The 20,418-nt window shown below is 59.6% G+C and carries 23 protein-coding genes, 1 tRNA gene and 1 pseudogene; 11 read left to right on the top strand and 14 right to left on the bottom strand.

Annotated features, from left to right (window positions below; genetic code table 11):
- Positions 1-43: 43 nt before the first annotated feature.
- The 9 genes from ACJ2A4_RS10555 to ACJ2A4_RS10515 all read right to left on the bottom strand — a co-directional run bounded on the left by ACJ2A4_RS10555 (position 44) and on the right by ACJ2A4_RS10515 (position 9,258).
- Complete coding sequence (locus ACJ2A4_RS10555) at positions 44-1,606, bottom strand: carbohydrate porin (RefSeq protein WP_408872783.1); 1,563 nt, start codon at positions 1,604-1,606, stop codon at positions 44-46.
- A 216-nt stretch (positions 1,607-1,822) separates the two neighbouring features.
- The gene (locus tag ACJ2A4_RS10550) at positions 1,823-3,322 is read right to left on the bottom strand and encodes a peptide MFS transporter (RefSeq protein WP_408872782.1); all 1,500 of its coding nucleotides are present in this window, start codon (positions 3,320-3,322) and stop codon (positions 1,823-1,825) included.
- A gap of 190 nt (positions 3,323-3,512) precedes the next feature.
- Complete coding sequence (locus tag ACJ2A4_RS10545) at positions 3,513-4,439, bottom strand: DnaJ C-terminal domain-containing protein (protein ID WP_194260486.1); 927 nt, start codon at positions 4,437-4,439, stop codon at positions 3,513-3,515.
- Positions 4,440-4,641: 202 nt separating this feature from the next.
- On the bottom strand, positions 4,642-5,577 hold the full coding sequence (locus ACJ2A4_RS10540) for an alpha/beta hydrolase (RefSeq protein WP_408872781.1): 936 nt from the start codon (positions 5,575-5,577) through the stop codon (positions 4,642-4,644).
- Positions 5,578-5,625: 48 nt separating this feature from the next.
- Positions 5,626-7,158 (bottom strand): efflux transporter outer membrane subunit, encoded by a 1,533-nt coding sequence (locus ACJ2A4_RS10535; RefSeq protein ID WP_408872780.1) that lies wholly within the window; start codon positions 7,156-7,158, stop codon positions 5,626-5,628.
- 1 nt (position 7,159) lies between these two features.
- Entirely contained in the window at positions 7,160-8,071 is a 912-nt protein-coding gene (locus ACJ2A4_RS10530) for a biotin/lipoyl-binding protein (RefSeq protein ID WP_408872779.1), read from the bottom strand.
- A 12-nt stretch (positions 8,072-8,083) separates the two neighbouring features.
- Positions 8,084-8,278, bottom strand: coding sequence for a DUF1656 domain-containing protein (locus ACJ2A4_RS10525; RefSeq protein ID WP_062499659.1), 195 nt, complete (start codon positions 8,276-8,278; stop codon positions 8,084-8,086).
- Positions 8,279-8,468: 190 nt separating this feature from the next.
- Positions 8,469-8,903 (bottom strand): hypothetical protein, encoded by a 435-nt coding sequence (locus ACJ2A4_RS10520; RefSeq protein ID WP_194260907.1) that lies wholly within the window; start codon positions 8,901-8,903, stop codon positions 8,469-8,471.
- A gap of 76 nt (positions 8,904-8,979) precedes the next feature.
- Positions 8,980-9,258 (bottom strand): hypothetical protein, encoded by a 279-nt coding sequence (locus ACJ2A4_RS10515; protein WP_062511395.1) that lies wholly within the window; start codon positions 9,256-9,258, stop codon positions 8,980-8,982.
- Positions 9,259-9,371: 113 nt separating this feature from the next.
- Here ACJ2A4_RS10515 and ACJ2A4_RS10510 point away from each other — a divergent pair, with 113 nt between their 5' ends.
- The 9 genes from ACJ2A4_RS10510 to ACJ2A4_RS10470 all read left to right on the top strand — a co-directional run bounded on the left by ACJ2A4_RS10510 (position 9,372) and on the right by ACJ2A4_RS10470 (position 15,772).
- Complete coding sequence (locus ACJ2A4_RS10510; protein ID WP_408872778.1) at positions 9,372-10,505, top strand: ABC transporter ATP-binding protein; 1,134 nt, start codon at positions 9,372-9,374, stop codon at positions 10,503-10,505.
- A 91-nt stretch (positions 10,506-10,596) separates the two neighbouring features.
- Positions 10,597-11,736, top strand: coding sequence for an extracellular solute-binding protein (locus ACJ2A4_RS10505; RefSeq protein WP_408872777.1), 1,140 nt, complete (start codon positions 10,597-10,599; stop codon positions 11,734-11,736).
- Positions 11,736-12,140, top strand: a complete 405-nt coding sequence (locus ACJ2A4_RS10500) for a hypothetical protein (RefSeq protein ID WP_408874155.1) — start codon at positions 11,736-11,738, stop codon at positions 12,138-12,140. The genes ACJ2A4_RS10505 and ACJ2A4_RS10500 overlap by 1 nt, the downstream gene beginning before the upstream one ends.
- Entirely contained in the window at positions 12,137-12,631 is a 495-nt protein-coding gene (locus ACJ2A4_RS10495; protein WP_194260911.1) for a YcgN family cysteine cluster protein, read from the top strand. Before ACJ2A4_RS10500 ends, ACJ2A4_RS10495 begins: the two co-directional genes overlap by 4 nt.
- Before the next feature lie 4 nt (positions 12,632-12,635).
- The gene (locus ACJ2A4_RS10490; RefSeq protein WP_408872776.1) at positions 12,636-13,319 is read left to right on the top strand and encodes a M48 family metallopeptidase; all 684 of its coding nucleotides are present in this window, start codon (positions 12,636-12,638) and stop codon (positions 13,317-13,319) included.
- Positions 13,320-13,326: 7 nt separating this feature from the next.
- Positions 13,327-13,412: transfer RNA gene (locus ACJ2A4_RS10485), tRNA-Leu, on the top strand.
- 20 nt (positions 13,413-13,432) lie between these two features.
- Entirely contained in the window at positions 13,433-14,218 is a 786-nt protein-coding gene (locus ACJ2A4_RS10480; protein WP_408872775.1) for a DUF6538 domain-containing protein, read from the top strand.
- Positions 14,219-14,282: 64 nt separating this feature from the next.
- Positions 14,283-15,469 (top strand): IS3 family transposase gene (locus ACJ2A4_RS10475; RefSeq protein WP_408872774.1). Its coding sequence is split into 2 segments (ribosomal slippage): positions 14,283-14,553 and positions 14,553-15,469, totalling 1,188 coding nucleotides; the frame shifts between segments, so codons are not numbered across the junction.
- Between the two features lie 69 nt (positions 15,470-15,538).
- A complete protein-coding gene (locus tag ACJ2A4_RS10470) occupies positions 15,539-15,772 on the top strand; it encodes a hypothetical protein (protein ID WP_408872773.1) in 234 nt (77 codons plus the stop codon).
- A gap of 44 nt (positions 15,773-15,816) precedes the next feature.
- Here the strand turns inward: ACJ2A4_RS10470 and ACJ2A4_RS10465 are convergent, their stop codons facing one another.
- The 5 genes and pseudogenes from ACJ2A4_RS10465 to ACJ2A4_RS10445 all read right to left on the bottom strand — a co-directional run bounded on the left by ACJ2A4_RS10465 (position 15,817) and on the right by ACJ2A4_RS10445 (position 18,606).
- The gene (locus ACJ2A4_RS10465) at positions 15,817-16,230 is read right to left on the bottom strand and encodes an Ivy family c-type lysozyme inhibitor (protein WP_408872772.1); all 414 of its coding nucleotides are present in this window, start codon (positions 16,228-16,230) and stop codon (positions 15,817-15,819) included.
- Between the two features lie 76 nt (positions 16,231-16,306).
- Positions 16,307-17,322, bottom strand: a pseudogene (locus ACJ2A4_RS10460) (IS3 family transposase).
- A 25-nt stretch (positions 17,323-17,347) separates the two neighbouring features.
- Positions 17,348-17,725, bottom strand: coding sequence for a PIN domain-containing protein (locus tag ACJ2A4_RS10455; RefSeq protein WP_408872771.1), 378 nt, complete (start codon positions 17,723-17,725; stop codon positions 17,348-17,350).
- On the bottom strand, positions 17,725-17,949 hold the full coding sequence (gene vapB / locus ACJ2A4_RS10450; RefSeq protein WP_062268901.1) for a type II toxin-antitoxin system VapB family antitoxin: 225 nt from the start codon (positions 17,947-17,949) through the stop codon (positions 17,725-17,727). The genes ACJ2A4_RS10455 and vapB overlap by 1 nt, the downstream gene beginning before the upstream one ends.
- A 195-nt stretch (positions 17,950-18,144) precedes the next feature.
- Entirely contained in the window at positions 18,145-18,606 is a 462-nt protein-coding gene (locus ACJ2A4_RS10445; protein WP_408872770.1) for a hypothetical protein, read from the bottom strand.
- 137 nt (positions 18,607-18,743) lie between these two features.
- Here ACJ2A4_RS10445 and ACJ2A4_RS10440 point away from each other — a divergent pair, with 137 nt between their 5' ends.
- Positions 18,744-19,268, top strand: coding sequence for an SMC-Scp complex subunit ScpB (locus tag ACJ2A4_RS10440; protein WP_408872769.1), 525 nt, complete (start codon positions 18,744-18,746; stop codon positions 19,266-19,268).
- Between the two features lie 150 nt (positions 19,269-19,418).
- The gene (locus tag ACJ2A4_RS10435) at positions 19,419-20,417 is read left to right on the top strand and encodes a site-specific integrase (protein WP_408872768.1); all 999 of its coding nucleotides are present in this window, start codon (positions 19,419-19,421) and stop codon (positions 20,415-20,417) included.
- Position 20,418: the final 1 nt, after the last annotated feature.

Here is a 20,418-nt window from a genome sequence, read left to right as displayed (position 1 = left end):
GGAGCGGCGCGTTTTTCACATCCGGTCTTTCCGGGCGACGGGATCAGAAGGTGATGCCCGTCTCGAAATCCAGAAGCAGCGGGTTCTTGTAGCGGTTCGTGCCGCCCGTGCTCCAGATATACTGCGCACCCGGACGGATCACGAGCCACGGCGTCGGACGCCAGCCATAGTTCAGCTCAAGCGCATGCTCGCCGGACGGCTTGTTGATGCCTTCGGCCCCGGCCGCCTGCATCTGACGGGCCCAGATCGTCAGCTTCGGGTTCACCCACAGCATCTTCATACCGATGCTGATCGTATCATTCGGACGGTCACGGAACGTGCCCTTGCGGGTAATACCCCAAGTGATGAAATACGGTGCGACAGACGTCCGCGGATCACCCCAGGTGAAGGACGTAAACAACGTCGTGCCGCGGTTCGGATCGCCCTGGTCACGCTGGAGCATCCGGTCGAACTGGAACCAGCCACCGAACCGTCCGCGCACCTTTTCGCTCGGGGCCGAAATCAGGTACTGCGCCGGCACACCAAAGCTTCCGAGATGCGAATAGACGTCGCTGACTTCGGACGTATCCCAGTAGCCGCCAATCTTGATGTTGGTCTGCAGCGGGCCGCTGTAATCGTCCTTACCCCCCTGATGCCAGCCGAGCTGGAACGGCAGATAGGTGCCGGTCGCATCATGGAGGTTCATTTTCCAGCCGTTATGCGTGTTCGAAATCACCGGATCGACCGAATACGCACCGAACTGCACCAGATAATGGTCATTCCCGGCCGGATAGAACTTCACCCAGGCACCCGGATGCGCCGTCGGGTACCAGCCATAGCCCGAATTCATTGCAATGGACTGCGGCATGCCGCAGATCGCATTCGATTCGAACTGGCAGTACTGGCTCATGCCCCAGTAGACCGAGGACTGCTCGAAATCGTTTTCGGTGTTGATCTCACCGACCTCGGTCGTGACGTATTTGTTCCAGGGCATTTCCCAGGACAGACGGGTCAGACGCACCGTCTCACCCGAGCCGAAAATCTGCTGCGGGCTATCCATCGCCGGCAGCGTGGCCCCGATGCCCAGACCCTGACGCGCCGTGATCAGCGTGTGGAACATGCCCAGATTCAGGCCGGTCAGCTTCTTGAGGTTGAAATCGACATTGATGCCGAATTCATCCGCGTAGCGCACGGCCTTGGTTCTGCCGCCCATTGGATTGCCCGCACTGTCCTCAAGATAGTGCCCACCGATATTGATGCCCTTATCGGTCAGCCAGGTGCGCCAGCCACCCCAGTCACCTGTCATGGTGCTCTGGGTCAGCCAGTCATGAAATGATGCCGGAAAGAAGCGGTTTTCCGTTGAATCGGACGTCTTCGCAGCCGTTTCCACACCTGTTTTCGTAGGGGCCGGCTTCACGAGCAGTGGCACGGGCGTGATGGATTTCGTCTGGGTCTGTGGGGTGCCCATGGTTGCGGTGCTGGTGGCAGCCGCAGCTTTCTGGTGTCCGTCCACGACACCTGCGGGCGTTGTTTGCGCATGGCCCACAGATACAACGCCGGGAAGCACCATCGTCATGGCACAGGCGGTCAGTAAGCCTTTGGTCCAATCCTGTCCGAACTTCCCCATCTTCGAAACTGTCTCCCCGTGGCACCATGGCAGCTGCCGACCTTCAGTCCAGCAGCGGGCCAATGTCATACAGACCGAAATCGGTCCAGAATAGAGGGACGAAGATGTCTGTTTTCATAATATGTCTCCGGCAACACAGTTTGTGAAAACCGGAGGCAGATTTAATCGGGAGATTTCTCCCGGATTACAAAAGTTTAACGCTACAGTATTTCTGACTTATTTTGCGATCACACTTACGTGTTCCTGATCCCAGCGCCGAGTCAGAGGCTCCAGAAATGCCAGAATGATCACGACCCCGGCTGCGACTTCACACAGCGTCCGGAAAAGTCCGGCATAGAGAATGGCCCCGCCACCTCCGGCCGCAAGTTCCGGTGGCAGCGCTGCCTGATTGGCAATGAGGCTGCCCACATACATGGCAATTCCCCACATCAGGTACAGCGCGCCCATCATGAAACCACTCAGCCGCGCCGGTGAATAACAGGCCACAACCGCCAGTCCCAGTCCGATTGTCAGAAGCTCGCCCAGAGATAGGCAGCCATATCCCACGACCATGACCCAGGGTGACACCAGTCCATCCGAATGGGCAGCGGCCATCCACCACACACCGAACGCGATCGCTACCATGGCGTAACCAACAAGCATCTTCCGGGCGTGGGACATCTGCTTCTGCTGCCCTCCTGCGCGCTTGTACAGAAACGCCAGAACCGGGCTGAGAATCATGATCCAGACGGAATTGAGAACCTGGAACTGTCCCGCCGACATGTGAAAGAGCGTGATCTCGCCGATCCGGTAGTCGCCGGAAACGCCGCGTAGCGCAAACAGCGTCAGGGACGTCATCATCTGCTGGTAGAACACGAGATAAATCGTGCCCTGAAGGCCCAGCAGATAGGTCAGCCGCAATCCGGGCCGCTCCGCCTGAGGCGCCTTCACATAAAGAGCAACCCAGAGTGCAGCCAATCCCGCGCCTGCTGCAATCACGCAGAGCCGTGCCAGTGTATCGCTACCCAGAACCCAGGCGTTGAAGACTGTCAGAAGGACAAGACCAGCCCCGACCAATCCGAAGCGCGACAGGGGTACCGGCTGTTTTTCAGTCGCGGGAGTGGACGCTTCAAGCCAGTTGGAACGCAGCATGTAATAAACCAGCCCGATCCCCAGACCGACTGCACAGGTCGCAAAAGCCATCGGCGCGCCATAGTGAATCTGAAGCCAGGGCGTCAGCATCATGGAGACAGCCGAGCCAACATTGACGGACATGTAGTACAGCGTGAATGCCGCATCGAGGGCAGCATCATCGCCCTTGTAGATCCGGCGGACCAGATTGCCGGCATTGGGTTTGAACAGCCCGTTTCCCGTGGAAATCAGGGCCATCGCCACCAGAAGCAGCGTATGGAACTGCAATGCTGCGGCCAGAAAAGCATAGCCACAGGTCAGCAGCAGCGCCCCCATGACCGTCGTCCGCCGCGCGCCCAGAACACGGTCACCGATAAAGCCGCCAATCAGCGGCGTAATGTAGGTCAGCGCCCCGAAGGCGCCCATCATGAGATTGGCAGCGGCATCGGTCATCCGGAGCTGTTCGACCATGAACAGCGTCAGGACGGCCTGCATGCCGTAATATCCGAACCGCTCCCACAGCTCGATGGCCAGAACAACCGTAAAAGCCTTACGGCGCAGCCCCGGAGCGGAAGCCCCGGCCGGAGAAAAGGAGGAAGCGGTCATGCAGAACCCGTCAGAAACCAGAAGACGGGCCGCATCTTAGGGCAAATGCCACTCCCCGGCGAGGATCAGTGCGTGCGTACTGATGAGACAGAGAACCAGCACGAAGATCAACGCCACGATGCCGCCGATGATGTCACTCCACGGCCATTCCGGCAGTCTCGACCGGACGCGACGCACCATCCCCATGTCTTCAGCTCTCCTGCTGGCTGAAGAAGGCCTCCAGCTCGGGGGAGACAGTACCGATATGAACCTGCAACGTCACCAGCAGATCACCAGCCGGATGCTTTTTATCCGCACCGATGCCGCGACCGGACAGACGCAGGACCTTGCCGCTGTCGGAATGCTTCGGAATCTTGACCGAGACATCGCCCTTTGGCGTGGGAACCGCGATCTTGCCACCCAGAATGGCGGTCTTGAGATCCACATCCTGCGTCATCCGCAGGTTCCGTCCTTCACGAACATAACGGCTGTCAGGCGTGACCGTGATCGTTAGGAGCGCGTCCCCCGGCACACCCGGCTGACCATCCATTCCTGGGCGTCCGGGCGAGCCCTTGCCACGCACGCGCAGGGTCTGGCCATCTTCCACACCAGGCGGAATACGGACCTCCGTATGCCCGCCCTCACCCAGCGCCAGATCAAGCGACGTTCCCAGAACGGCCTGCTGGAACGAGATCGTCACGGCATAACGGCGGTCAGACCCCTTTGAGGCACGACGTCCGGCCGAACCGCCCGGCTGAAAATCGCCACTGAAGCCACCGCCAAACATGTCTGAAAAGAAAGATCCCAGATCTTCCTGACTGAAGCCACCCTGAAAACCCTGTGCGCCACCACGCGGACCGCCCGCACCCGGACCATATCCGCCGCCGCCAAAGCCACCGCCAAACGGACCACGCTCCTGCCCCTCGGCGTCGATCTCGCCGCGATCGAAACGCGCGCGCTTTTCCTTGTCGCCGACGATGTTATAGGCCTGTCCAACCGCCTTGAACCGTTCCTCGGCCTTCTTGTCGTCCGGATTGTGGTCCGGATGGTACTGCTTGGCCAGTTTCCGATACGCGCTGCGGATTTCCTTGTCCGTTGCCGTTTTCGAAACGCCCAGTACCGAATATGGGTCGCTCATCTCATCTCCCCGTCTTCTTCAGGCCCCTCATCCAGCAAGGAAATCAGGACCGCAATGACTTCATCCTGCGGGAACCCGGCCCGCACACCGTCTGAGATCAGAGCCTGCAGTTTTGGTCGAAGATAATCCTCTGCGGGATGTCCGTCGTCTGCCATTTCTGATCCTCCGTTATTCCCAGATGTGTGATCGCACGGGGCTGGGGTCAATGTTTCAGGACAAACTCTGCAATATCAGACACTACTGCACCATCCAGCGGCAGTGATCCATCCGCAGCCGGAGCAACACCCAGATCCGCAAGAGGATGGATCACATTGGGCAGCAGAACGACCTGCGCCTTCGGATCAGCTGCCTTCAGCAGGGGCAGATCTTCAGTTGCGCTGATCTGACGATCCGCCGCCCCCTGAATGATCAGGACCGGACCGTGATACGCCCTGAGCAAAGCGACGGGGTCATGATGAAAAAGATCGATCATGAAGTCCTGAACGGCTGGATGAAACAGCTGGCGCAGACCGGGATGAAGCGTCTGGACATCCACATGATGCCCGGCTTCGAGCGCATCGATCGCACCGTCAATCTGCGGCAGCACCGTCTGCGCGGAAGGCAGAGCATGAAGCTGGCCGCGCAGGACTTCGCCCATAGGCCGACCGGGGGTGGACAGAAGGATCAGTCCGCAGATATCTGCCTGTCCCTGCACGGCCGCCAGGGCGACAAGCCCACCCTCACTATGTCCTACGAGCCAGACACAGCGTACCCCGACCTTGCCCCGAATGACGGAAATCCAGTTCCGCACATCGGTGGCATAATCCGCAATTGTGACGTGATTACCATCCACTACGGCCTGTTTGCTGCCGAACATGCCGCGCTTGTCGATCCGGACGGAAGAAATGCCGCGTTTCGCTAGCCCATCCGCAATCTGCCGCAGTGTCGCAGGCTTCGAACCGAGAGCCGAGTTCCCGTCCCGATCTGTCGGCCCGGATCCCGGAATCATCAGGACAACGGGCGCACCAGCCCCCGCATTCACGAAGGTCCCTGCCAGCGGCCCCAGAGGACCGGGCGCTTCAATGGCCGAGCTTTCAGCCGCAAAGGCATGGGACGACAGTCCACAAAGACCTGACAGGAGCAAGAGAAAACGAAACACTGCCGGCTTCATTCTGCGTCTCCTGTTCAGGTGTCCAGCGCTTTTGCCTTACCGAGTAAAGGCTCTGACGAAAGCGTTCTGCTGTTTGACTTCGACGGGGAGTCTGGTGTCGGTGAGGGCCTTGCCCTGCCATCCGGCGCCGAGGGCGACGTAAAGGGCGACGGCGTTGCGGACGCGGGCGAGGCGGCCGACGACGGCCTGGTCCTCGGCGGACAGGGCGGTCTGCTCGGTCGTCAGCACGTTCAGGTAGCCGGTCAGACCGGCCGTGAACAGCTTCTGCGCGCGGTCGCGGGCGAGGCCGGCATCGACGGAAGCCTGGTTCAGCTCCTCGACCAGCTCGGCATTATGCCGCCAGTCGCCCATCGCATCCTCGACTTCCGCAAAGGCCTTCAGCACCGTCTTGCGGTAGGTCAGACGGCTGCCCTCGGCCTCGGCCCGGGCCTGCGCGATCGCAGCGGTGTAACGGCCGCCATGGATGACCGGCAGCGTCGCCATCATCATAAAGCTCCACGCCATGCCGCCCGCCTGGAATGCCTGATAGGCGGCAGACGCGTTCGGGTTGAACGTCAGCGGGATCATGAATTTCGGATAGAGGTTCGACACCGCAATGCCCACACGCGCCGTATCGGCGGCGTATTCGGCTTCGGCCACGCGGATGTCGGGGCGGTTGGCGAGCACGATCGAGGGCAGGCTGTCGGGGAAGTGCGGCAGGGCCGGGATCGGACGGCGCTTTTCCAGCTCTTCCTCAAGCTGGCCCGGCATGTCGCCGACAAGGACGGCGATGGCATGCATCAGCCGCTCTTCCTGCTCGTGCAGTGGCGCCAGACGCGAGCGTTCGAGATGCTCTTCCGTCTGGGCTTGCGCCACGGCCAGCGTGTTGCCCAGACCATGGGTGTAAAGCTTTTCGGTCAGTTCGCGCGAGCGCACGGCCACGTCGATGGCGCGTTCGGTGACGGTCAGACGCTCCTGCACGGAGCGCAGCGTCACGTAATCCGTGGCCATCTCGGCCAGCAGTGCAAGAAGGACCGCACGCCGGTTCTCGATCAATTCCTCGACGATCCGCTTGCGCTCTTCCACCTGCCGGGAAATATGCCCGAACAGGTCGATCTCCCAGCTCGCCCGCGCACCATAGGTCAGCACCGAGGCTTCCGGACGGTTGGCGGGATTGCCCGGACGGATCGGCCAGTTATCGACGTTGATGGAGTAGCGGTCATCGCCACCACCCGCGGCCACATCAAGCTGCGGATACCAGGCCGACTGCGCCTGACGGCGGACGGCGCGCTCGGCGATGATGTGCTGCGAGGCGATCTGCAGGTCGTAATTGCCCTTGATCGCCTGTTCCACCAACTCGTTGAGCATGGGGTCATGGAACTGCGCCCACCAGTCCTTCATGTCCTCGGCCGACTGCGCCAGCGCATCTGCCGTGGCCGGGTGGGGCTGCTCGACGAAGGCGTCGGGCACCTTGATTTTGTCCGGCTTGAAGTTCGGCCCCACCGTGCACGCTGTCAGCGACAGGCAGGTGCCCAGGGCCAGAGCCACACTGCGAAGGGCTACGGCCCGGGGGAAAGAAGAGCGTGACATGTCAGAGGTGGTTCTGCAGCCAGGTGGTCAGACGCCCGCGCGCACCCGGCGTCTCGCGCCCGATCGTCACCGTGGCCGTCATGCCGGCCGCCAGCGTGATTTCCGGCGGCACGTTGTCAAACTCCAGACGCACCGGAATACGCTGCGCCAGACGCACCCAGGTGAAGATCGGGTTGACCTCCGGCAGGCCCAGCTTGTCGGACACGCCGTTCTGGTCGTTGATGCCGCGGCCGATGCTGACGACATGCGCCATGATGATCTGCTTGTAGCCCATCAGCTTGATCCGGGCCTCGTCACCCACATGCACGCCGTGCATCTTGGTTTCTTCGAAGTAGCCGTTGATCCAGTAGCTGTGCGCATCGATCACCGCGAGTCCCGACACGCCGGCATGGGCATAGTCACCCACCCGCAGGTTGAGGTTGGTGATGTAGCCGTCCACCGGGGAATAGACCGTCGAGCGCTGCAGGTTCAGCAGGGCGGTGTTCAGCTCGGCCTTGGCCGCGTTGACCTTGGCGCGCTGGGTTTCAACATTGGAATTGAAGTCTTCTTGCTCTTCCGCCGAGACGATGCCGCCCAGGCCCATACGGCGCTTGGCGTCGGAACTGCGGAGCTTGAGGTCTTCCTCGGCCCCGGCCACCCGGGCGCGGGCGGCGTCGATATCGAGGCGGAAGCGCACCGGATCGAGCACGAAGAGCGGATCGCCCTTGTGAACGAACTGGTTGTCCACGACCGGCACGGCGACCACCGTGCCCGAGACTTCAGGGGCGGCATCCACGACATAGACGCGCACACGGCCGTCACGGGTCCAGGGGGCGAGGACATAGATGTCCCACATCGTGCGCCCCAGTCCGATGGCCAGGGCCAGGACGATGAGGGTCAGCAGGACACGGATCACGCTGCGGGTCCAGTTCATTGCCGACCCCTCCTATACGTAAAGGATGAGTAGACAGAGAACACAGACATAGAGCGCTATTTCAAAGAGGGCGACGTGCCAGAACCATCCCAGCGCACCGGTGCGCCACAGGATGCTTCGCAGCAGCAGTGTCACAAAGACCGCCGCAACAGCATAAATGGAAAGCGGAGCAACGAAAACGCCAAACAGGTTGACTTCAGCCAGCATCAGAAACCGACCCCAACGCCAACCGCCAGACTGCCACACGCCAGACTGTACGCCAATTCGTCCACAACGCTCCTCGCTCAACCTCACCGACTCCCAGTATACAGGAGAAAGTCGGCGGGTTCGCGATGTGCTTACGCCATTACGCTGATGCTGGCCATATGGCTTTGATAAATATCAGCCACAAAATGTCTTATTTCCGGAGACCCAGCAGATTCCTCACAATTCCGAGGAGACGCTTGATCGTGAAACGGCCGGCCGGGCCAAAAACCAGTCCTGTCAGGGCTGTCATCGCCACGGCCTGCTTCAGTTCAACCAGCTTACGGTCACGGCGGATACGGGCTTCGATCTCAACCGGATCGGGAATGGAGCGCGCGGCAAGAAGTCCGAAAATCACAACAAACAGGAGGTCCACACCAATAACGCAGAGAGCGGACTTCACATAGCTCAGTCCGGCGACATCAATGAAAAACGCCCACAGGAAGCCATGAAATGACAGGGCCGTGAACAGCAGAAATACGGCTGCAATAACGCCATAAGCCACCCTGCGGCCGATTCGCATTGCAGAGCGGGAGAGGATCTGTCCCTGCGCAGAAAGGACGTCCTGTCCGAGTTCAATGGGCTTCATGGAAATCGTTTGCCTCTTCTTCAGGACGGAGCCGGACGAGATGCCGTCCGTCCTTCGCCTGGAAAGACCCGGGCTGTTACTTGGAGAAACGTCCGGCGAAGAAACCGACAACGGCCGAGATCAGGACGGCTGCAATCGGACGCGCCCGTACACGCGTCGAAACATTTTCCAGCTCATGATCCGTGATTTTGCGGGCATTTGCAACGGCATGGTCCGTGCGGTCGGCAGCATCCAGCAGAGCCGGGCTGATACGATTGTCCAGCAGTTCCTGCAGCTGGGTCCGCAGACTGTCGATCTGAGCCTGTGTGGTCTCGGTTGCAGCTTCAACGTTGTCCTTGACGCTTTTACGGCTCATGTTCAAACCCCTTCTAGAATATCAGGCCAGATCTGTTCTGACCCGATTTTGTTTCGCCTATAACGATCCATTCTCCCAGAGGTTGCATGTCAGGCCTGTCCGGCGTTTCCCGCATGGCTCCCAGAAAGAGGAGCGCCCGCCCCTCGCGGCCAGCGCCCGTGCTGGAAGTCAGCGGTCTGCGAGCGGCCATCAATGCGCCGCCTGTTGATCTGTCACTGCGCCCCGGCACTACACTGACGCTGTTCGGCAACCGGCCTGCCGCCCTGTCGCGCCTGCTCGATGTCTTGGCCGGGTTCCTGCCCCATCTGGGGGGAACCATCACTGTCAGCGGCGAGAACGTGACTGCCCGCGCACCCGCAGATCGCCGGATGCGGATTGTCAGCCCGCGGGATCCGCTTTTTCCGCATCTGGATCTGCGCGACAATGTTGCGTTCAGCCTGCGTGCAAACCGTCAGAGCAAATCAGAAGCCCAGGCTGCTGCAGGACGGATGATTTCCCTCATGGGGCTGGATGGCATTGCGGGTCTGCGCCCGGCAGAGCTGACCGCCGAACAGTCCCTGCGGGTCCGCCTCGCCCGCGCGCTGGTAGCATCGCCAGACATTCTGCTGCTGGATGATCCGCTTCATGCGCTGGATCCTCACGCTGCCCGCCGCATCTCACTGCTTCTGGCCACACTCTCCCGCGCCCTGAACCTCAGCGTGATCCATGCTGTCTCCCGCCGCGAGGACGCCCTGCGTTCGGGCGGAGAAATTGCCGTCTTTCAGGACAGCACGCTACTACAATGCGCAGATGCGGCAACGCTCTACGATCGTCCGGCCTGCGTCGAGGTTGCGACCCTGTTTGGTGAAACCAATACCCTGACGGGTCAGATCCTGGATATCGGCGATGATGTCGCCCGGGTTCAACTGGCCTGTGGCGGGATTGTGGACGCCATGGCTTCCGAAGACCTGACCGAAGGGCAGGAATGTCTGGTCTGCGTTCGCCCTGACCGGATTTCGCCCTTTTTTGGCTCCCAGGGGCTGGGTATGAATGAGGATGGTGACGTTCCCGTTCGCGGTATCCTGACCGACAGTATTCATCTGGGCGATCATATCCGCATGCGGGTCCGCTGCGCTGAAGGGACGGAGATCGAACTGCGCCGCCCTCCCCTTCAGGCCCAGAAAATCCCGGCATCCGGCACGGCCGTGCAGCTTGCCTGGCCCGCCGCTCATGCGACGGCCTTCCCGCTCGGCATCGGGATGTATTAAAGTGCGCCCGTCCTGTCCGGACGTGCCTGCCCTTTTCCCGATCAACCCAGTTCCCGAGGATCCTTTCGTTCTGACCCGGTCCGCCTTCCCTTTGCGACATGTCCTTCGGACACATGATCGGGCCTCCCGCAGGAGCCGCCTGCGCACCCTGTGTCTGTGCGCCCCGCTCCTGCTGTCCTCGCTGCCTTCCGCAGGCCAGGCTACGTCCACGCATTCCGGGCATGGGGCTTCCGGCATCGGCACGTTTTTCACGTCTGTTGGGCACGGCATTACATCCGTCTTTCTTCCCGGATCGGCGTCTGCGCACAGCCACGCACGACCGCATCACCGCCATAAAACCGTTCGTCATAAGACCGCCGCCCCTACGGCTCCCGAGCCCGGTTTTGGCGTTCCCGAAGGGACGATCGCAGCTCATGCCCTGACGTCCACAGACAGCACCCTGCCGCTGGTGGAATGGGACGGCCGGACAGCAACCCTCCAGACTTCGGCTCATGCGACAAAACCCGCATGGATGGCCGTTCTCGTAACCGGCACGCAGTTGACGCAGGCCTGTGAAGGCGGCTGGGTCCATCCGGTCGATGACAGCCCGACCTGCGGCATTCCCGGCGGCGTCAGTGACCTTGCCCTGACCTGGGACCGCTCGCGCATGGCCACGGCACCCAACTGGCAGGATTTCTGGGACGTTGCCCGCCATCCGGGCCGCCGAGGTCTGCATTTTGGAGCAAGGACTACGCTGGAAATTGCCCTTCTGGCTGATGGCGTCGCGCCGCAGGACGTTTACACCACGCTTGCCACACAGCCCGGGGTGGATCGCGCATTCCGCAAGCTGGATCAGCTGCGGCCTTATATCGTGTGGTGGAATACGCCGGCAGATGCAGGACGCATCATGGAACAGAGCAGCGCACTCATGCTGAGCGCCCCCAGCACGGAAGTGACGAGCGTCAGTTCCCGCGTTCAGGCTGGTGCTGCAACATCGCTTTTCGTGGCCGGTACGCAGGACATCCTGCGTACGCCGCTGTTCTGGGCCATCCCGATCAACGTACCCGCGGATAGCGCGCATCACACTTTGGCACAGCTCAGGATGCACGCGCCGCATCTGGATGACATGCCCGGTCCATACCCTCCGGAAAACACACCGACGTTCCTGACCGTCAGCGATACGTTCTGGTCCCGGTATGGTGACGCCCTTGAACAGCAGTTCGAGGCGCGCTTCGGACCACAGACACCGTGATGTCGCTCATTTTGCGGATCAATCTGCCTTTCATCCTGACGGGTCTTCTGGGCGCCTGCGCTATAATCGCGCTGCTCATGCGCGTGCTGCCGCCCCATATTCTCCGGCGCCTTGGTCTGATTCTGCTTCTTCCCGGACCGGGTCTGGCCTTGGCCCTGGCCAGAACCCATATCGGTCCGGGTTGGCTGGAAGGTGCACTTATCGCCCCGGCCGTCGTCTTTCCAAACTGTGCCACCCTGTTGACCCTGCCTCCGGGCACAACCCGGGCCGCGGTCGGACTGGGAGCCGATTTGCCGACGCGTCTGCGCCTGATCTGGTTTCCGCTCCTCCTGCCATCTGCCTTTCTGTCCCTTCTCCTTGCGATCGTCTTCTGCGTCGCCTGCGCCCTGCTGGATCACCCATGAGCACTCCAACCGCCCCTTTCTGGCAAACCGTTCCTCTGGACCAGATGTCTTCCGAACAGTGGGAGTCCCTCTGCGACGGCTGCGGACGATGCTGCCTCAATAAGCTGCGTGACGAGGATACGGACGAGGTCGTTTACACGAACGTCGCCTGCCGACTTCTGGACACCCATACCTGCCGCTGCACCGATTATGCCGATCGTCACCGCAAAGTCCCCGACTGCGTCACTCTGACGCCTGAACTTCTGGCTGAAATCGACTGGCTTCCGCCCAGCTGTTCCTATCGCCTGCTACGGGACGGATTTGATCTTCCAGACTGGCATCCTCTGCGGACCGGCAATGAAAAAGGCGTTCACAGTTCAGGCGCTTCGGTTCAGGACCGCTGCATCAGCGAACGCCGTGCCGGACCGCTCGAAGACCATCTGGAAGAATGGCCGGGTGAATGGCCGGACCGCTCCCCGCTTTGCCACGCCCTGAAGAAAAGCAGGGGCTGACATCATGCTTCCCCCGACCGTTCCACTGATCTGGAAACGTTCGACACGGGCAAAGCGCATCACCCTGCGGATCGAACCTGTCCGCGGCGAAGTCATCATAACGGTTCCGGATCGTGTTAGTCGGGAACGCGCCCTGGCCTTCGTTCATCAGCAGACGGAATGGATCACGAATGCTCTCGCCGAATTGCCCGAAAAGCAGGAACTGACAGACGGTTCGCAGATCATGATCGAAGGGCATAGTTTCGCCATTCTTCATGAACCCGAAGCCCGGCGTGGATGCTGGTTGGACGAAAATGGACTTCATGTCAGTGGTGACGCCTCCCACACCAAACGCCGTATCCGTGATTTTCTCCAGGCCATGGCAAAGGATCGCCTGACACGGACCCTGAAAATCCATTCCGACAAAATGGATCTCCACCCCACACGGCTGGACCTGCGCGACGTCCGGACCCGCTGGGGCAGTTGCACCCGCCAGGGCCGCATCATGCTCAGCTGGCGCCTGCTGATGGCTCCAGCGAGCATCCGCGATTACGTCATCATTCACGAACTGGCGCATCTGAAACATTTCAATCACGGCCCCCATTTCTGGGCCCTGGTTGACAGTTTTATTCCTAATGGTCGCATAGGACGCCTTGCAGCGGAACGCTGGTTGAGAGAAAACGGGACCGCTCTCCTGCGCGCAGCATGAGGGCAGTGCGAGCTTGGCGGAATGGTAGACGCACGAGACTTAAAATCTCGAGTCCGAAAGGGCGTGCGGGTTCGAGTCCCGCAGCTCGCACCACACATAACCCACTGATTTAAATGGATTTTTTGAGGTTCCAGAAACCTCATCCGCTGAAACTTCTACAGTGGGTATCTACAGTGTGGCTTATGAAACTCGTCAGAATCGGGTCCGTATATAATCTTCGGAGATGGGTTCCGCTCGATTTGAGGAAGATTCTCAAGAAAAATGAGATGTGGCATTCGCTGGAAACAGCAGATGTTGAAGTTGCAAAAATTCGGGGATGTGCAATTTTTGGCTTAACAAGTCAGTTTTATGCAACCGTGAGAACCATGACCAAAAGCTATCTCTATGACGACATGATTAATGTCGCTGATGGTTCTCACGATGAACGCACTATCAAAGATATTATTGATACGTATGAATCTCATATTAAGGAATTAAAAACTCAATATAAAATCGCTCAAGCTGAGCATTATCTTCAGCGTATGGAAGATTATCAAAAATACAAAAAAGTTGAGAATATTATCAATGTTGCAAAGCCAGAACTTGATGCTGTTTTGGCTTATATGAAGGAGCATAAGGATTTTAATGCTTATGACTTTATCCAGAAAATGCAGCAGCAATTCATGGATATTCAAGGATGGGTCAAACCTCCTGAAAAGAAAAAATCACCTACCTTCTCTGTTGCTGTGGATGAGTATCTCAAAGCCCATTCAGAAAAGATGAATGATTCTGATCAGCGTGGTTTTCGTAATACCGCACAACGCTTCATAGAGGTTTGTTCGGATAAGGACATTCGGGATTATACAGGTGAGGATTCCGGTAAGTTTAAAGAGCTTATGGAAAAGATGCCTGAGAATTAAGAGGTGGACCCGGTTTTTCAGACAGGGCGATAAGCTATAATCCGACCTGAGAGAGGACGGGTTTATGGGCAAGGTTACGCGGAAACGATATTCGGCGGAGTTCAAGTCGCGGGTTGCGCTTGAGGCGATGCGGGGCGAGCAGACGCTGTCGGAGTTGGCGTCGAAGCACGGCGTGCACCAGACGATGATTGCCCAGTGGAAGCGCCAGGCAGTCGAGGGCATGGCGGGCATCTTCTCCGGCAAGGCGGCACCGGAGGCGGCGGCCAGCCCGGCCGACGTGGAGAAACTGCACGCAAAGATTGGCCAATTGCTGGTGGAACGGGATTTTTTGCGGGATGCCTCTGTGCGGTTGGGCATGCTCAGAGGCGGCAAATGATCGACCTGAAGCGGCCTCGGCTTTCCGTGGTGCGGCAATGCGCGCTGCTGCAACTCAACCGGTCGTCCGTGTATTACCGGCCGGTGCCGGAGAGTGAGGGCAATCTTGAACGGATGCGGCTGATCGACGCGCAGTTTCTTGAGACACCCTATTACGGGTCGCGGCAGATGACCCGGCATCTCAGGCGGCTCGGCCATGATGTCGGGCGCAAGCGTGTCCGTCGGCTGATGGCGACGATGGGGCTGCGGGCGATCTATCAGAAGCCGCACACGACGATACCGCATCCTGGGCATCGCAAATATCCGTATTTGCTGCGGGATCTGGTGATCGATCGCCCCAATCAGGTGTGGTGCTCGGACATCACCTATATCCCGATGCAAAAGGGTTTTCTGTATCTCGTGGCGATCATGGACTGGTCGACGCGCAAGGTTCTGTCCTGGCGGCTGTCGAACACGATGGATGCCGAGTTCTGCATCGAGGCGCTACAGGAGGCCCTGATCCGCTACGGCGCACCGGAGATCTTCAACACGGATCAGGGGTCACAATTCACGACGTCCCGGTTCACGGACGTGCTGCAAGCGCGCCAGATCCGCATCAGCATGGACGGGCGCGGCCGATGGCTCGACAACGTATTCATCGAGCGCCTGTGGCGATCCCTGAAATACGAATGCGTCTACCTGCACGCGTTCGAGACCGGTTCGGAACTGCGGGCCGGGCTCACTGCATGGATCGCGCATTACAACGGGCAGCGTCCGCATACGGCACTGGCTGGACGCACGCCCGATGAGGCGTATCATGACGCGCCGACGCCCTCTGGTCCGGGGTTAACCCCGGACCAGAGGGCCAACAGCAGCGCCGTCAGAATGGCGGCATAACAACAACCGGGTATAGCTTATTCAAACCCAAAAACTGTCCGAACGGACGGGTCCACCTCTGGTGGCACGGTGCAGGTGGGCGCATTTGCATCCTATGCGGAAGCGCGGCGTACAGCAGAAAGTGTAAACCGTGTTCTCGCGTCTCGCTCTATGCAGGCAACGCCGACCGTGCAGTCAGTCTCCGTTTCCGGAAAAGCCATGTACCGGGCACAGCTTGTCGCCAGTGATGGCGCAGGTGCTTCCGGCCTTTGCCAGATTCTGCATGCCCGTTCCATGGCCTGCATCCCGGTAAGGAGCAGCTAAGCCGACGGGCAATGACCACACAGGATTATTGCCCTTATAAGGCGCTATTTCGCCGGATCATCCGGGTTGTTCTTGTGGTAAGAAGCCGTGAGCACGGCAAGGGTTTCCGCGTTCGGATCACCCAGCGGTAGCTGATAAAGCGTTTTACCGTAACGGCGGGACAGCAGGCCCCATGTGGCCTTTCCATCTTCCGAGAACACAACATCAAGCTGATGGTCGCCGCAGTCATGCGGTTTGCAGAGATGGCCTGTCAGATAGGTCTTGCCGTTCTGCTTCAGCGTTTCAGTCGGCACAGAAACAGCCGCGGCTTTTGTAACCCAGTCAGGCAGTTCCGTCATGGCCTGATAGGCGTGGCGGTATTTGACCGTATTGACCAGATCCACCGTGGTTTGTGTGCTTTGTGCAAAAGCCGGGGTCGCAAGGCAAAGAGCCAGTGCCATAAAAGGAAGTTTTTTCATTCTTGTTGCTCCTGTCAGAGGTGGCCCCGTCCGTTCGGACAGTTTTTGGGTTTGAATAAGCTATACCCGGTTGTTGTTATGCCGCCATTCTGACGGCGTTGCTGTTGGCCATCTGGTCCGGGGTTAACCCCGGACCAGATGGCGTCGGCACGCCATGATACGCCTCATCAGGCGTTCGTCCAGCCAGGGCCGTATGGGGACGTTGCCCGTTATAATGGGTGATCCATTTCGTGAGCCCCACTCGAAGTTCTGATCCGGTCTCAAATGCGTGCAGGTAGACACATTCGTATTTCAACGACCGCCACAGACGCTCGATGAACACGTTGTCCAGCCAGCGCCCGCGCCCGTCCATGCTGATGCGGATCTGACGCTCTTCCAGGAGCCCGGTGAAACGGGGCGTCGTAAACTGCGACCCTTGGTCAGTATTGAAAATTTCCGGAGCGCCATAGCGCGTGAGGGCATCCTGTAGCGCCTCGATGCAGAACTCCGCATCCATCGTGTTCGACAGACGCCAGGACAGCACCTTGCGCGTGAACCAGTCCATGATCGCCATGATCCGCCGGACCCGCTTGCGGCCCACTTCATGTCCCTGGCGGCGCAGATGCCATGTCATCTGCCGTGAGCCATAATACGGCGTTTCCAGGAACTGGGCGTCGATCAGCCGCATCAGCTCCAGATTGGCCTCGCTCTGTGGCACAGGCCGATAGTAAACGCCCGACCGGTTGAGTTGCAGCAGCGTGCATTGCCGGATTATCGGCAGACGCGCTCGCTTCGGGTCAATCATCTGCCGCCTCTGATCACGCCCAACCGAGCAGAGGCATCGCGTAAAAAATCCCGTTCCACGAGAAGTTCGCCTATCTTCGCGTGCAGTTTCTCCACATCAGCAGGGCTGACCGGCGGCTCAGCCACCGTCTTCCCGGAAAAGGTCGCCGCCATCCCCTCGATCGCCTGCCGTTTCCACTGTGCGATCATCGTCTGATGCACTCCATGTTTCGAAGCCAGTTCCGCCAGCGTCAGTTCCCCACGGATCGCCTCCAGCGCAACCCGTGATTTGAACTCCGCCGCATACCTCTTGCGCGTAACCTTGCCCATAAAACCCGTCCTCTCTCAGGTCGGATTATAGCTTATCGTCCTGTCCGAAAAATGGGGACCGCCTCTTAACGACCAGTCCTTTGCTCCGGGCATGCCCCGCAATCATTAAGTCGTATGGTCCGATAACACATCCATGGGCTTCCAGATCAGCCCTAATTTCTGCTGTATGTGCTGCCGCATCATCGTCAAATGGCAGAACAGACAAACGCGCAGCAAAATGCTCTACCTCACGTCGGATTTTTGCCGGATTTTGAGATTTTTCCGCCCCATAGAGGAGTTCGTAAAGCACAACATCTGAAATACAGAGGGCCTCGGCGTTATCGTTGAAACGCTCGCGTAAGCCCTTTGGACGGTCACGCAAGACGCGGATACAAAAATTTGTATCGAGCAGATAACGTAGCATCAAAAGCTTTCGCGTTCCTGCATTGCAGGTTGATTGCGTTCAGGTAACTCAGTGCCGGAGGACGAAAAAAAATCATCCCATGCGGCATGCGCGGGCGCAATAATGCGTCGTACGCCATCGGGAATGATCACGACGTCCTTCAGACTAAGGTCAAAGGCAACAGCCTTGGGAAGCCGTACAGCCTGAGAACGGTTGGAAAGAAAGAGAGTTGTGCGGGTAAGCATGGCATCCTCCATATGGGATATACTGAACGTATATCCATAAATTGATCTGATACCAACAAAATTCGTTCAGCTTTAAATTCGACTATTTTCCGTCCCTACCCCTGAAACCAACGTCCATAACGAACATCAAAATATACGACGGCTTTTTATCTTTTTCCGCCGAGATCAGACCTGCCCCTCTTCTCCCGAAGAAGATTAACCATAGTATGTTTCATACTCCTTAAGATTTATTCCAATCCGATAGGGCCCTTCGAACAGATCCCCGAGGGCCAGACGCCGTCGCAACGTCAGACGGCGTTGCGCCAGGTGATACATCCGGTCGTGCAGCAGATGGCAGCGCTGACAGAGCGCACGCAGATTGCGCCACCGGTTGCTGGTGGGGTCGTGATTCAGATGAGCCGCTGCCAGTACCACTTTCGTCTGTCGCATCTGCAGATGCTCAATCAGGTCGGGAGGGGCCACCCGCCTGCCCCGGCCATTGAACCAGTGTCCTGTTTCCGGATGCTTCCATCGACCACCCGGCAGGACCTGAAGATGATATCCATGCGGCCGGCCGCAGCGCTGACAGACACCCCCTGCCCGCTCGAACCGCACCTGCCGGCTCAGTTCAGGCCAGTTGGGAGGGTAAAGCGCTTTTAGTTCCGGTCGGATCGGCATTCCCGTGTCCTATCACACAATCATAGTTCGATAGAGACCTCCTGCAGGTCCTGATCCCCGAGGTCGCGGATCAACTCCACTGACAGTGCGTTCCGAACTCTGGCCGACGACACCGAAGCGGCCTTATGCTCTTGACCATGACGTCTCCCTCCCCCGATCCCGTCCGTCTGACCGAAGCCCTTTTCTTCCAGAGCAGCGGTCCTGTGTCCCGGATGACACTGGTACGTGTCTTGGGAGAGGACGTGGAGATCGCCCAGATCCTGAGCGAGGTGGCGAGGCGTACCAAGGGGCTGGGGTTTGAACTCGTCGCGGTCGGAGACGGGTGGATGTTCCGCACCGCTCCCGATCTCGCAGAGGCCCTGAGAAGTGTACTGGAGAGGCCCCCCGAACGCCTGCCCCGCGCCGTGCTCGAGGTGTTGCTGCTGATTGCTGCGCGTCAGCCGGTCACCCGGCCCGAGATCGAAAGCTTCCGGGATGCCGCCCTGCCCCAGAAGACCCTGGCCCTACTGCAGGAGAAAGGCCTCATTCGTAGTGTCGGCCGCAAGCCGGTGCCCGGCCAGCCTCAGCTCTGGGCCACGACCGAAGCCTTCCTCGTGACCTATGGCCTGCGGTCCCTGGCCGAACTGGATCCGTTGCTCGAAGGCCTCAGAGGCCCGCTTTAGGCCCTTTGGGGCTCGTTCCACGGGGCTTCGGGGACTGTTTTTTGTCGTTCTAACACGTGGTAATGTTCTCTTACCGCGTGTTAGATCAGGGTTGCCTTAATTGTTGTGCTAAGGCAGATTCCAAAGGGTCTCAGAAGGAAGATCACCGGCATGACAGTCTCGACCGAACCTGCCGAGCGTCTTTCCGAAGCACCCTCCCCCGCCTTGCAGAGTGCTCTGGACGCGGCAAAGGACAGTGCCCGAGCGGCAGCCTATGCGCCCGAAACCCTGCGGGCCTATGCCCATGACTGGCAGGCCTTCTGTCACTGGTGCGACGAACACGACACGTCCCCGCTTCCGGCCGCCCCTCCTGTCGTCGCAGCCTGGCTGCACAGTCTGGCCCCGCACTTCAGCCGCTCGGCCCTCAACCGTCGACTGGCGGCCATTGGCTATCAGCATCGCATGCGGGGACTGGAGTGGAGTTCCGGTCACGCCGCCATCCGCACCACCCTGCGCGCAGCAGGACGTCTGTATGGCACGCCCCAGAAACAGGCGGCCGCCCTGACCTCGCAGGAGCTCCGCAGGCTCGTCGCCCCCGCACAGGGCAAAACCGTCGACACGCTGGCGGATCTCCGCGATAGGGCCCTTCTGCTGATCGGCTTTGCCGGAGCATTGCGACGTTCGGAGCTGGTTGCCCTGACAACAGGGACCGTCCGGATCGTTGGCACCGGGTTGAAGCTTCATATCGCTCGCAGCAAGACCGACCCCGAACATCGGGGCGCAGAGGTGTTTCTCCCCCGCGGCAAGCATCGCGAAACCTGCCCGGTTCTGGCTCTGGAGCGCTGGCTGAAGAAAGCCGAAATTACGGACGGTCCTCTCTTCCGGTCGATCAACCGCTGGGAACAGGTCGGACGCGATGCGCTGCATCCGGATGCGGTCCGGCAGATCCTGCGGCGTCGGGCCAAGATAGCGGGACTCAAGATTCCCTCCGGGGAACGCCTCAGCCCGCACGGCCTGCGTGCCGGCTTCGTCACCGAGGCCTTCCGGGCCAATGCCCGTGATGAGCAGATCATGGCGCATACCCGCCACCGGGATCTGCGCAGCATGCGCCGCTATGTCCGTCGCGCCCGCCTGGACCTGGACTCTCCCGCCCATCTTCTGGATCTGTAAC

The sequence above is a fragment of the Gluconobacter roseus genome (assembly GCF_046058915.1).
In the GTDB taxonomy this organism is placed as follows: domain Bacteria; phylum Pseudomonadota; class Alphaproteobacteria; order Acetobacterales; family Acetobacteraceae; genus Gluconobacter; species Gluconobacter roseus_A.
The sequence above is the reverse complement of the archived record's forward strand: the minus strand, read 5'-3'. Positions and strand labels throughout refer to the sequence as shown.

What these genes read in the sequence shown, in the direction of transcription:
- ACJ2A4_RS10555 (WP_408872783.1), bottom strand. Translation starts at nt 1,606, where the DNA reads ATGGGGAAGTTCGGACAGGATTGGACCAAAGGCTTACTGACCGCCTGT.
- ACJ2A4_RS10550 (WP_408872782.1), bottom strand. Translation starts at nt 3,322, where the DNA reads ATGACCGCTTCCTCCTTTTCTCCGGCCGGGGCTTCCGCTCCGGGGCTG.
- ACJ2A4_RS10545 (WP_194260486.1), bottom strand. Translation starts at nt 4,439, where the DNA reads ATGAGCGACCCATATTCGGTACTGGGCGTTTCGAAAACGGCAACGGAC.
- ACJ2A4_RS10535 (WP_408872780.1), bottom strand. Translation starts at nt 7,158, where the DNA reads ATGTCACGCTCTTCTTTCCCCCGGGCCGTAGCCCTTCGCAGTGTGGCT.
- ACJ2A4_RS10530 (WP_408872779.1), bottom strand. Translation starts at nt 8,071, where the DNA reads ATGAACTGGACCCGCAGCGTGATCCGTGTCCTGCTGACCCTCATCGTC.
- ACJ2A4_RS10525 (WP_062499659.1), bottom strand. Translation starts at nt 8,278, where the DNA reads ATGCTGGCTGAAGTCAACCTGTTTGGCGTTTTCGTTGCTCCGCTTTCC.
- ACJ2A4_RS10520 (WP_194260907.1), bottom strand. Translation starts at nt 8,903, where the DNA reads ATGAAGCCCATTGAACTCGGACAGGACGTCCTTTCTGCGCAGGGACAG.
- ACJ2A4_RS10515 (WP_062511395.1), bottom strand. Translation starts at nt 9,258, where the DNA reads ATGAGCCGTAAAAGCGTCAAGGACAACGTTGAAGCTGCAACCGAGACC.
- ACJ2A4_RS10510 (WP_408872778.1), top strand. Translation starts at nt 9,372, where the DNA reads ATGGCTCCCAGAAAGAGGAGCGCCCGCCCCTCGCGGCCAGCGCCCGTG.
- ACJ2A4_RS10500 (WP_408874155.1), top strand. Translation starts at nt 11,736, where the DNA reads ATGTCGCTCATTTTGCGGATCAATCTGCCTTTCATCCTGACGGGTCTT.
- ACJ2A4_RS10495 (WP_194260911.1), top strand. Translation starts at nt 12,137, where the DNA reads ATGAGCACTCCAACCGCCCCTTTCTGGCAAACCGTTCCTCTGGACCAG.
- ACJ2A4_RS10490 (WP_408872776.1), top strand. Translation starts at nt 12,636, where the DNA reads ATGCTTCCCCCGACCGTTCCACTGATCTGGAAACGTTCGACACGGGCA.
- ACJ2A4_RS10480 (WP_408872775.1), top strand. Translation starts at nt 13,433, where the DNA reads ATGGATTTTTTGAGGTTCCAGAAACCTCATCCGCTGAAACTTCTACAG.
- ACJ2A4_RS10465 (WP_408872772.1), bottom strand. Translation starts at nt 16,230, where the DNA reads ATGAAAAAACTTCCTTTTATGGCACTGGCTCTTTGCCTTGCGACCCCG.
- ACJ2A4_RS10455 (WP_408872771.1), bottom strand. Translation starts at nt 17,725, where the DNA reads ATGCTACGTTATCTGCTCGATACAAATTTTTGTATCCGCGTCTTGCGT.
- vapB (WP_062268901.1), bottom strand. Translation starts at nt 17,949, where the DNA reads ATGCTTACCCGCACAACTCTCTTTCTTTCCAACCGTTCTCAGGCTGTA.
- ACJ2A4_RS10445 (WP_408872770.1), bottom strand. Translation starts at nt 18,606, where the DNA reads ATGCCGATCCGACCGGAACTAAAAGCGCTTTACCCTCCCAACTGGCCT.
- ACJ2A4_RS10440 (WP_408872769.1), top strand. Translation starts at nt 18,744, where the DNA reads ATGACGTCTCCCTCCCCCGATCCCGTCCGTCTGACCGAAGCCCTTTTC.
- ACJ2A4_RS10435 (WP_408872768.1), top strand. Translation starts at nt 19,419, where the DNA reads ATGACAGTCTCGACCGAACCTGCCGAGCGTCTTTCCGAAGCACCCTCC.